Raw genomic sequence first — 11,733 nt, 5'->3', positions numbered from 1 at the left:
GCAACCATCCCCCCATTTCGGGTGACTACCCTTGGGCCCAAGCCCATGGTATCGGCTGGCGCCATGCCCGCGCGCGACGATACCATGATAGGCATCCTGATTGCCGACGATCACCCGATGCTGCGCGAAGGGGTGTCGGCAGTGATTGCGATGCAGCCAGACATGGCCGTGGTGGGCGAGGCTTCCACCGGGGAAGAGGCGGTTGCACTCTATGATGCGCTGCGCCCCGGCGTGGTGCTGATGGACTTGCGCATGCCCGGCATGGGCGGCCTGCCGGCGATAGAGGCGATCCGCGCGCGCCATCCCCAGGCGCGCATCCTGGTGCTGACCACTTATTCCGGCGATGCCCAGGCGCTTCAGGCGCTGCGCGCGGGGGCCGCCGGGTTCCTGCTCAAAAGCAGCCTGCGCCGCGAATTGCTGGGCGCGATCCGCACCGTTTATGAAGGCCAACGCCACCTGGCGCCCGACGTGGCGCAGGAAATCGCCCTGCACGCAATCGACGAGCCACTGACCCCGCGCGAAACGCAAATCCTGCAACTGATTGCCTCTGGCCATGCCAACAAGCAGATCGCCTGGGCGCTCAACCTGGCCGAAGAAACGGTGAAATCGGGCATCAAGAACATCTTTGGCAAACTGCACGTCAACGATCGGACCCACGCGGTGACCAAGGCGGCACGGCGGGGCATCATTGAACTTTAGCCGCTGGCGCAAGGCGGGCGGGCTGGCGGCCGGCCTGCTTGCCCTGGCGGCAACACCGCTGGCCGCGCAGCGCCCGGAACCCGCGCTGGCCGGCTACAAGCACGAACACTGGACGCTGGAAGAAGGGGCGCCGGGGCGGATCAACGCACTGACGCAATCGAGCGACGGCTTCCTGTGGATCGGCAGCGTGGAAGGGCTGTTCCGCTTTGACGGGCTGACGTTCGAGCCGGTGCAGCCGCCGGGCAAGGACGCGGCGCGGCTGGTGGTATCGCAACTGGCGGCCACGCACGACGGCACGGTTTGGGTGGGGCTGGGGCGCGGTCGCGGGGTGATGGCCTGGCGCAGCGGACGCCTGGTGGACATGGCCATGCCCCACCCCTCGCGCCAGGTGACCGACATGGCCCAGGCGGGCGATGGCGCGATGTGGGTGGTGCGCGGCGGGCGCAGCGAAAGCACGCTGGCCCGCTATGCCGCCGGGCGCTGGCAGGAATTCGGCAAAGAGGCCGGCCTGCCGGCCGAACCGGCGTGGAGCACGGCCTTTGCCGCCGATGGCACGCAATGGCTGGCCACCGAAACCCGCGTGCTGGTACGGCAGGCGGGCGCGACACGCTTTGTCGATACCGGCATTGCCGTGACCCCGCGCGCCAGCCTGGCGCCAGGGCCGGGCGGTGCCATGTGGTTGTCCGACGCGGCCGGCACGCGGCGCATCGCGGCCGAACGGGGCCACTGGCGCGCCGGGCCGCCGCTGGCGATCAATCCCGATCCGGTGGGCGGCACGCGCATGCTGTTCGATAGCGGCGGCACCTTGTGGGAAACCACCTGGAACACCGGCGTGCTGCGGCTGGACAACGCAGGGCGTGGCGCCCCCGCGCTACGCCGCTTTGCCTTCGATGCCACGCAAGGACTGACGTCGGACCAGACCCACGCCCTGCTGCAGGATCGCGAAGGCAACCTGTGGATCGGCACGGAACTGGGGCTGGACAAGCTGCGCCGCGTGCCGGTTGTGGTGGAAACCGCCATTCCCGCCAATTCCCCCACCAGCTATCGCCTGGCCGCCGCCAGCGACGGCACGGTCTATGTGGCCGACGCCCGCGCGGCCTATGCCATCGCGCCAGGCCGGGCCGCACGGCCGATCCTGGCGTTGCCCAGCCCGGCCACGGCGCTGTGCCCGGCGCATGCGGGGGGCGCCTGGCTGGTGCGCAAGTCGGCGATGGTGCGGCTGGGGCCGCAGGGCGCTGCCGGCGCAACGATCGCCTTGCCGCCGGGGTTGGCGCCGCTAGCCTGCGGAGAGGATGGCGCCGGGCGCCTTTGGCTCGCCGCGCTGGACCAGGGGCTGTGGTGGCGCGCGGGCGGGGCCTGGCATGCCGTGCCGGCGCCGGGCAGCCTGCCGGCCAATATCGCCATCGGCGCGGACGGGCGCGCTGTCGTCGTGTTTCGCGGGCCGCCACCGGCAAAAGGCGCGGCGCCGTTCGATACCCCATTCGTTGCACTGCCCGACAGCCAGTCTCGCGTCGGCGGGATCGAAGGCCTGTTGCCTGGCGACGCGGCCAGCGGCCCGCTGATCAGCGGCGCACGCGGCATAGAGGCGCCGCTGGCTGCAAACATGCACCCGCTACCGGCCACGCGCTATCCCTGGGCCGCTTCGCTCAACGGGCTGGTGCGCGCCAGCAATGGCGATGTGTGGGGAATTGGCGATATCGGCATCGTGCGGCTGCGCGCCGCCGACCTCGCCACCGCGTTGGCCCGGCACGGCACGGCCGTGCCCTGGCGGCTGTTCGATTTCCGCGACGGGCTCAACAGCTTCGTACAGAAAGCGGCCGGCGCGCAAGTGGCCCAAGGCGGCGATGGTCGCATCTGGTTCCTCACCCGCCGCAACGTGGTTTCGATCGCGCCCGACGCCTTGCGCGGCAATCCGCTGCCGCCCGCCGTGCTGGTGCGCGCGATCGTTGCGGGCGGCGCGGCGCGGGCACCGTTGCCGGGGCTGCGCCTGCCGGCAGGCACCCACGGCGTGCGCATCGATTTCACCGCCACCAGCCTTACCGTGCCCCAGCGCGTGCTGTTCCGCACGCGCCTGTCGGCCGGCAGCAGCAGCGGGGCCTGGACGGCGCCATCGCCCGAACGCAGCGCCGTGTTCACCGATCTGGGGCCCGGCGACTATACCTTCGAGGTGATCGCCGCCAACGAAGACGGGGTGTGGAACCCGGTGGGCCAGCGCGTGCGCTTTGCCATTGCCCGGCGCTTCTACCAGACCTGGTGGTTTCCACTGGCCGCGATCCTGGCGGTCTCGGCCGCGCTCTACCTCGTCTATATGGCCCGGGTGCAATACCTGGGCCGGCTGATCCGCGATCGCATGGCCGAACGCGAGATGGAGCGCGCACGTATTGCGCGCGAATTGCACGACACGCTGATCCAGGGCGTGCAAGGGCTGCTCATGCGCTTTCAATCGGTGGCCGACCGGCTGGCCCACGATCCGGCCGCGCAGGCCGTGCTGGTTCCGGCGCTGGACCGGGCCGAAGCCATGCTGATCGAAGGGCGCGACCGGGTAAAGGGGCTGCGCCGGCTGGAAGACCGCCACTTGCGCCGCGAGTTGCAGCGCCTGCTCGACAGCCAGGTGACCGATGCCGCCCTAACACTGACGGTGAAAGGCGCGGTACGGCCGCTGCACCCCGATATCGTCGACGAAATCGTCGCGATCGTGGGCGAAGCGGTGTGCAATGCCGTGCGCCACGCCCAGGCGACGGCAGTGGACGTGCACGTGGACTATGGTGCGCGGGCGCTGGCGTTGTTCGTCAGCGACGATGGCATCGGCATCGCCACCCTCCCCAGCGATGCGGACGGCGCCGATGCGCTGACCAAGGGACACTATGGCCTGATCGGGATGCGCGAGCGGGCCCGGCGCATCGGCGCATCGTTCTCGATCGAAAGCGGGCACCATCTGGGCACCCTGGTGCGCCTGGCGGTGCCGGCGCGCCTCGCCTATGCAGCCTAGGGCCGGTCACCCTCGTGCGCAGGCGGCGCGGCGTCGTCCTTGTGCGGATGGCGCAGCGCGTCGATCTCCGCCTGGCGGCGCTTGAGGTAGAAATCGCGCGTGGCGTTATAGGGATCGGGGGATTCCTCGCGGAACTTCTTGAGCTGCCCGTCGATCGCGGTGCGATCATCGAGGCCGCCGATCACGGTCACGGCCAGGCCATAGGGCACGGTGTCGAGCGGCTTGCCCACGGCGAGCGGGAACCACGCGCGGTCGATCGTGGTGCCGATCAGATCGCGCAGCGTGGTCGGCCCGATCAGCGGCAGGAACAGGTAGGGGCCCGACTTGATCCCATAGAACCCGGCCACGTCCGCCAGGCCATTGGGACGATAGGGAATCTTGAGCGGCTTGGCCTTGGCCACGTCGATCAGGCCGGCCAGGCCCACGGTGGAATTGACCGTGAAGCGCACCAGCACCTGCCCGGCCTTGCCGAACTTGTGCTCGAGCAGGAACGCCACGAAATTGCTGGGCTCGCGCAAGTTGTACAGCGCATTGTGCAGCCCCCGGCGCAGCGGCGACGGCAGGGTCTTTTCATAGGCGCGCGCGACCGGGGCCACGACCAGCTTGTCCCCCTTCTGGATCGCCTCGAACGATTTCTGGTTGATCGCGTGGGCCGGATCTTGCCGGGAAAAGCTGTCACCCTGCACCACGATGCCCGGCGCTTCGTCTGCTTCGGCCGGTGGAGCGGGCTCGGCCGGGGCGGATTCGGCCGGAGCGGGCGTTGCCGTGGCCTGCTCGGTCGCTGGCGCGGGTGGCGCAGCGGACGCGGGCAGCGTGGGCAACTGGATCTGCGGGGCGGTCTGATCCTGCGCCTGGGCGCGGGCGGCGCCTGGCAGGGCCGCCAAGGCAGCGAGGGCCGAAGCGGCCAACCATGCTGCCGCCCTGCGGCGCGACGCGCGCCCGCCGCTCTTGTCCATCGCCATAGTCACCATAACCCGCCAGTTGGCCGGGAATGCTGTATGCACGATGAACCTGGGCCTCAGTTACCCCATCGTATCGCAATATTCCAATGCCTTGCGCAAGGCTGCGTCAATAGACATCGCGGCAATAGCGGCCCTGTTCGCGCAGGCCGTCGACAAAGGCGCGCGCGCCGTCTGCATCCATGCCGCCATGGCGCATGATCACCTGCACCAGCGTTTCTTCCACGTCGCGCGCCATGCGCGCCGCGTCGCCACAGACATAGAGGCACGCGCCCTCTGCCAGCCATTGCCACAGCGCCGCGCCTTCTTCGGCCATGCGATGCTGGACATAGATTTTGGCCGCCGTATCGCGCGAAAATGCCAGGGACAGGCGCGCGAGATGGCCTTGCGCGTGCCAATGCGCAATCTCGTCCTCGTAATAGAAGTCGCTCGCGCGGTGCTGCTCGCCAAAGAACAGCCAGTTGCGACCCACGGCCCCCCGCGCCTCGCGCTCCTGCAGGAAGGCACGGAACGGCGCGATGCCGGTGCCCGGCCCGATCATGATCACCGGCACGGCATCGTCGGCCGGCAGCACGAAGGCCTGGGTCGGCTGCACGAAAATCCGCGGGGATGCGTCGATGCAGCGGTCTGCCAGATATGTGGAGCAGGCACCGTGGCGCGACGCGCCGCCTTGCGCCCAGCGCACCGCGGAAACGGTCAATTCCACCCGGTCGGGGCCTGCCAGCGGGCTGGACGAAATGGAATAGAGCCGCGGCTGCATCGGGCGCAGCGCATCGACCAGCGCCTGCGCGCCGGGGCGCACCGCCATGGCGGCCAGCACGTCGATCATCTGGCGGCCCCATAGCCATTGATCGAGCGCAGCCTTGCGAGCCGGAGCCAGCAATGGGGCAAAAGGCGCATCGCCATCGACCAGGGCCAGCGCCTCCAGCACGGCGCGTGCGGGCCGGGTGATTTCGCGGCGGCTGATCAACGCTTCGTGCAACGGCACCACGGCTTCGCCCACGGCCACCGGGGTTTCCCCCGGCAGGCCCAGACAATCGAGAATCTGCGCCACCAGCGCCGGATCGTTGCGCCCCCACACGCCCAGCGCGTCGCCAGCCTTGTAGCGCAGGCCAGTCCCGGCCAGATCGAAGCCGAAACGGCGCACGTCCTTGGCGGCGCCAGGCCGGCTCAACCGCTGGTTGAGCACCAGCGGCGCGGCCACCGGGTTGCGGCGGTCGATGGCGGGTGGTGCCGCGACCCTGGCGGCCACGGCGAGGCGCTGGCCAGGCGGCAGGGCAGCGAGCACGCGCGCTTGCCACGGGGCGTGGTCGTCATCGGGCTCGCAATCGTGGCGCGCGGCCAGGGGCCTGGCGCCCAGCGCCGTCAATCGCGCTTCCAACGCGCGGCCGAACCCGCAAAAGGCGTCATAGCTGGCATCGCCCAGCGCCAGCACGGCAAAAGCCATGTGATCGAGCCGGGGCGCCGCCTCAACGGCCAAAGCGCGCCAGAACGCAGCGCCATTGTCGGGCGGATCACCATCGCCAAAAGTGCTGGCCACGAACAGCGCATGGCGCACCCCGGCAAGGTCCTGGGGCACAAGTTCGGCCAGGCAGGCCAGGCGCGCGGCGTGGCCCTGCGCGGCCAGGGCTTCGGCCAGGCCCAGCGCCAGTCCTTCGGCCCGCCCGGTCTGCGAGGCCCAGGCCACCAGCACGTCCGGGCCAGACGCCGCCTTATCGGCCGATGACGCGGTTGCCGCGGGCACGATCGGTGCGGGCGATGCGGCAGCCAGCGCGACAGCGGCAAACTTGAACGCCGGCTGCAACGAAATCGGGTCCACCGCATCGCTGGTGAGCGCATTGACCGCCAGATCGGGGCCGAACAGATCGGCCCAGTGGAATGGGGCAAAGCAAGTGCCGGGCAGCACGCGATCCGTTACCAACACGGGCAGCACCGCTTCCCCCCGCCGCGAGCGCAAGCGCGCGCGACCCTGGTGCGCCAAGCCCAGGGCGGCGGCATCGTCGGGATGGACTTCCACGAACGGGCCGGGGTTGAGCTTGTTGAGCGCGGGCACCGTGCCCGTCTTGGTCAGGGTGTGCCACTGGTGCTGCATCCGCCCGGTGTTGAGCACCAGCGGGAAATCGGCGTCGGGCAGATCGGCCGCCGGCAGATGCGGGCGCGGCCAGAACCGGGCGCGGCCATCGGGCGTGGGAAAGCGCACTTCCCCGCCATCGGCATAACGGATCGGATTGCGTGTCTCGCCCTCGGGCGCGCAGGGCCATTGCACCGGCCCTGCGCGCAGCCGCGCGTGGCTGGCGCCGCGCAAGTCATAGCCTGTCGCCGGATTGGCGAACTGGCGGATTTCCTCGAACACCTCGGCCGCGCTGGAATAGCTGAAGGCCTCGGCAAAACCCATCGCGCAGGCGACGCGGGCAATGATCTGCCAATCGGGCAGCGCCGCGCCCGGCGGCGGCACGGCACGCGGGGTAAGCGTCATGTTGCGTTCGGAATTGACCAGCACGCCATCGCCTTCGGCCCAGAGCGCGCCGGGCAGCACCACATCGGCATGGGCATTGGTTTCGGTGGCCAGGAACGCATCCTGCGTGATCACCAGTTCGGCCGCCTCCAGCCCCGCGATCACGCTTTTGCGATTGGCCACGCTCGCCACCGGATTGGTGCAGATGATCCAGCAGGCCTTGATTTGCCCTTGGGCCATGTCCTGGAACAAGGCGATGGTGCCCTGCCCGCTTTCGCCACGCAACGTGCCTGGCGCCAGGCCCCAGGCCTGCTCCACGAAGGCACGGTCAGCAGCGTTTTCGGCGCTGCGCTGGCCGGGCAGGCCCGCCCCCATATAGCCCATCTCGCGTCCGCCCATGGCGTTGGGCTGGCCGGTCAGCGAGAACGGCCCCGCCCCGGTTTTCAGGATCGCACCGGTGGCCAGGTGCAGGTTGCACAGCGCATTGGTGTTCCAGGTGCCGGCGGTGGACTGGTTGAGGCCCATGGTCCAGCAACTCATCCAGCGCGGATTTTCCGCGATCATCCGCGCGGCGCGGTGCAGGTCGGCTTGCGTGAGGCCGGTGATCGCGGCCACGCTGGCGGGATCGTAATCGGCCAGGAACTGCGGCATGGCTTCCCACCCGCTGGTGTGCGTGGCGATGAAATCGGCGTCCACCGCGCCTTGCGCCAAAAGGATGTGCAGCAGGCCGTTGAGCAGCGCCAGATCGGTGCCCGGCCGCACTTGCAGGAACAGGTCCGCCTTGTCGGCCGTGGCCGTGCGGCGCGGGTCGATCACGATCAGCTTGGCACCCGCCTTCACCCGGTCCATCATCCGCAGGAACAGGATCGGGTGGCAATCGGCCATGTTGGCGCCGGTCACCACGAACAGGTCCGCCGCGTCGAAATCGTCATACGAACCGGGCGGGCCGTCGGCACCGAGCGATAGCTTGTAGCCGCTGGCCGCGCTGGCCATGCACAGCCGCGAATTGCTTTCGATATGGCGCGTGCGGATAAAGCCCTTGGCCAGCTTGTTGGCCAGGTATTGCGCCTCGAGCGACATCTGGCCCGAGACATAGAGCACCACGGCATCGGGCCCATCGCGCGCGATGATGGTGTTGAGCCCGTCGGCCACGGCGGCAATCGCCGTGTCCAGGGGCACCGGCGCCAGTGCGCCATCCGCACCGCGCAGTTGCGCCTGCTCTGCCCGGCCCGGCGCAGTGAGCGGCACGTGGGCCGTCTGGCCCTTGGTGCACAGCCGCCCCCGGTTGGCCGGATGCGCCTTGTCCCCGCGCATCCGCACCACCGTGTTGGCGGCCACATCCATCACCACCCCGCAACCGACCCCGCAATAAGGGCAAGCGCTGCGCACCTGCACCACATCGGGGGCGGAAGCGGCCACCTGGCCCTGGGGATCGGCGGGAATGAACATGGCTACAAACGCTCCCGATCAGATCCGCACGCCGGCAATCGCCGCGCCCCAGGTGGTGCGCCAGCGCGTCTTGACCACGCTCAGCCCCGCCAGCGCGAGCACGGCCAGGGCAGCAAAGACCAGGAAGCCCGGCCCCATCGATCCGGTCCACTGCTTGGCCAGGCCGAGCGAGGACGCGAGGTAGAATCCGCCCACGCCGCCGCCAAAGCCGACAAGGCCGGTCATCACGCCGATCTCGTTGCGGAAGCGCTGCGGCACCAGTTGGAACACCGCGCCATTGCCCACGCCCAGCGTGGCCATCACGCAGAAGAACAGCGGGAACATCACGGCAAAGCTGGCCGGCGTCTGGCTGATCACCACCAAGAGCACGGCGGCAATGGCATAGACGCCGGTGAGCGTCTTGATCCCGCCCACCCGGTCGGCCAGCGCGCCACCGATCGGGCGCACCAGCGAGCCGGCAAACACGCAGGCCGCCGTGGCATAGCCGGCCATGATCGGGGTCATGCCCAGTTCCGTGGTGTACCACGTGGGCAGCGAGCCCGAGAGGCCGACGAATCCGCCGAAGGTGACGCCGTAGAACAGGATGAACCACCAGGCATCACCTTCGCGCAGCATGCGAAAATAGCCCGCGACATATTGGCCGAGCGGCTTGGGCGCAGGCTGGTTGGGGCTGTCCTTGGCCAGCGCGACAAAGGCAATCAGCACGACCACGGCCGGAATCGTGGCCAGCGCCAGCACGTTGGACCAGCCGAACAGCTTGGCCAGGACCGGCGCGAACAGCGCGGCCAAGACCGTGCCCGAATTGCCCATGCCGGCAATGCCCATGGCCTTGCCCTGGTGCGCGGGGGGATACCACCGCCCGGCGAGCGGCAGCGCGACCGAGAACGACGCGCCGGCAAAGCCCAGCACCACGCCCACCGCGATCAGCGCGTGGATGGAATCGACCCCCAGTTTCCACGCCGTCAGCAGCCCGCCGATGACGATCACCTGGCTGATAATCCCGGTGCGCTTTTGCCCGATGCGATCGGCCAGGAAGCCGTTGACCAGGCGCAGCACGGCGCCCGCCAGCGTGGGCACGGCCACGATAAAGCCCTTCTGCGCCGGGCTGAGCGCCATGACCTTGGCAAAGATCGGCGCCAGCGGGCCGAGCAGGTTCCAGATCATGAAGGCCACGTCGAAATAGAGAAAGGCCATGATCAACGTGGGCCTGTGGCCCGATTGCCAGAACGGTTTTTCAGTCATTGCGAAACGCTCCCCTCAAAGCACGAAATGGATGTTGACGGCGTGGATGGGTGCGGCCCCAATCGCGTGTGCACACACGTGAGGGGGGCTGCTGCCATGCACGAGGAAGGACGGCTGTGGGCGGCGGTGGGCATTGCCAGCGCCAGCGGACCGAGGCCGGAAAACCAGGATTTTGCCGCCGCCTGGCTGGGCAGCGAAAGCGAGCGGCGGCGCCATGGCCTGGCCGCCGCGCTCGCCGATGGGGTGAGCGGCGGCAAGGGCGGGCGCGTGGCGGCCGAACTCGCCGTGGCCAGCTTTTTCGATGGATTCTATGCGCAGCCGGCCACCATCGGCGTGGCCGTCGCGGCCGAGCGCGTGCTGCGCCCCTACAACCGCTGGCTGGCCGCGATGGGCCGGGGCGAGGCCATGGCCCATTGCGCCACCACGTTCACCGCGCTGGTGCTGCGCGGGCGGCGTGCCCATGTGCTGCACGTGGGCGACAGCCGCGCCTGGTTGCTGCGCGATGGGCGCCTGCAGCAATTGACCGTGGATCATTGCCACGCGCACCCGGACATGCGCCATGTGCTGCTGCGTGCACTCGGCCTGGAAGACACGCTGCGGCTGGATCATCAGCAAGTGGCGCTGGCCCCGCACGATCGCCTGGTGCTGACCAGCGATGGCGTGCACGGCGTGCTTTCGGCCCGGCGCATCGAACGCCTGCTCGCGGCGCGCCGTTCCGCCGAAGCCGACGCGCAAGGCCTGGTCGATGCCGCGCTGGCCGCCAGCGGGCGCGACAATGCCAGCGCCGTGGTGCTCGATGTGGTAAGCCTGCCCCTGCCCGGCCATGATGGCGTGGCGGGCGATTTGGCGCGCCTGCCGATCCTGCCCGCGCCGCAAGTGGGCGAAAGCGTGGATGGCTTTGCCCTGGAGACGCTGCTGTCCGAAGGGCGCCTGGCCCGCGTGTTCCGCGCCACCGATACCCTGGGCGGTGGGGCCGGCGTGGTGATCAAGTTCCCGCAGCAGGCGCTCTTGTCCGATGCCGCCGCGCGCGCCGCCTTTGCCCGCGAACTGGTGGTGGGCGCGCGGGTCAACAGCCCCTTCGTGGGCGGAGCGATTGCCGTCGATGAAAGCCGCCAGACCCGGCTTTACGGGGTGCAGCCGTTCTACCCCGGCATGACGCTGGAAGCGCGGCTGGCGCAGGGCGCGGTGCCCTTTGCCGAAGCGCTGGCGCTGGCCATCGGCATGGCGCGGGGCCTGGCCGCGCTGCACCGGCTGGGCATCGTGCACCGCGACGTGAAGCCCGAAAACGTGATCGTGGGCGAAGACGCCGCGCCCCGCCTGATCGACCTGGGCGTGGCACGCCTGCCGCAGGTGGAGGAAACCGGCGTCGACGAAATCCCCGGCACGCCCGGCTACCTGGCGCCCGAAATGTTCGCCGGAGAGGCCGGCAGCGCGGCCACCGACCAGTTCGCGCTGGGCGTGGTGCTGTGGCGCCTGTTTGCGCGGAGCTGGCCGCACGGCCAGACCGAGGCGTTCAGCCGCCCGCGCTTTCGCCAGCCCGATCCGCCCAGCCAGGGCAATACCGCCCTGCCCGGCTGGCTCGATGCCGTGCTGCTGCGCATGGTGGCGATCGACCCGGCCAGCCGCTTTCCCGACATGGTCGACGTGGTCCGCGCGCTGGAAGGGGGCGCCGCCGTGGCGCGCCGGCCCTTGCGCCCCTTGCCTTTGCTGCAACGCGATCCGCTGCTGTTCTGGAAAGGGCTTTGCGCGCTGCTGGCGGCGGCGCTGATCGTTGCGGTCTTGTGGCGGTAAGGGCGGAATGCGCACCATGGGCCTGCTCCGAAAACGGGGCGGCGCCATTGCCGTGCTGATGGGATGGGTGAAAAAAGCGGCCGATCACGCCCTTGTGATCGCGCTGTTGCTCATAACCTGACGCGTTTGCCGCAATGATGCAAGTGCGA

6 protein-coding genes are annotated in these 11,733 nt (G+C 69.6%); 3 read left to right on the top strand and 3 right to left on the bottom strand.

Features of this window, described 5'->3' with window-relative positions; all coding sequences use genetic code 11:
- Positions 1-45 precede the first annotated feature (45 nt).
- Positions 46-699: a response regulator transcription factor gene (locus FHW94_RS17210; protein WP_246866225.1), complete on the top strand. Its 654-nt coding sequence runs from the start codon at positions 46-48 to the stop codon at positions 697-699.
- A complete protein-coding gene (locus FHW94_RS17205) occupies positions 689-3,688 on the top strand; it encodes a sensor histidine kinase (RefSeq protein WP_168557062.1) in 3,000 nt (999 codons plus the stop codon). The genes FHW94_RS17210 and FHW94_RS17205 overlap by 11 nt, the downstream gene beginning before the upstream one ends.
- On the opposite strand, the gene FHW94_RS17200 is transcribed toward FHW94_RS17205, so the two are convergent.
- The 3 genes from FHW94_RS17200 to FHW94_RS17190 form a co-directional block, all read right to left on the bottom strand.
- On the bottom strand, positions 3,685-4,596 hold the full coding sequence (locus tag FHW94_RS17200) for a VacJ family lipoprotein (RefSeq protein WP_168557061.1): 912 nt from the start codon (positions 4,594-4,596) through the stop codon (positions 3,685-3,687). The genes FHW94_RS17205 and FHW94_RS17200 overlap by 4 nt on opposite strands.
- A gap of 160 nt (positions 4,597-4,756) precedes the next feature.
- Positions 4,757-8,551 carry a bifunctional nitrate reductase/sulfite reductase flavoprotein subunit alpha gene (locus tag FHW94_RS17195; protein WP_168557060.1) on the bottom strand — a complete coding sequence of 1,265 codons (3,795 nt, stop codon included), beginning with the start codon at positions 8,549-8,551 and terminating at the stop codon, positions 4,757-4,759.
- Between the two features lie 18 nt (positions 8,552-8,569).
- The gene (locus FHW94_RS17190; protein ID WP_168557059.1) at positions 8,570-9,793 is read right to left on the bottom strand and encodes an MFS transporter; all 1,224 of its coding nucleotides are present in this window, start codon (positions 9,791-9,793) and stop codon (positions 8,570-8,572) included.
- A 96-nt stretch (positions 9,794-9,889) separates the two neighbouring features.
- Here FHW94_RS17190 and FHW94_RS17185 point away from each other — a divergent pair, with 96 nt between their 5' ends.
- A complete protein-coding gene (locus tag FHW94_RS17185; protein WP_168557058.1) occupies positions 9,890-11,584 on the top strand; it encodes a bifunctional protein-serine/threonine kinase/phosphatase in 1,695 nt (564 codons plus the stop codon).
- The last annotated feature ends 149 nt before the right edge of the window (positions 11,585-11,733 follow it).

Source organism: Novosphingobium sp. SG720 (genome assembly GCF_012275365.1).
GTDB classification, from domain to species: domain Bacteria; phylum Pseudomonadota; class Alphaproteobacteria; order Sphingomonadales; family Sphingomonadaceae; genus Novosphingobium; species Novosphingobium rhizosphaerae.
The sequence above is the reverse complement of the archived record's forward strand: the minus strand, read 5'-3'. Positions and strand labels throughout refer to the sequence as shown.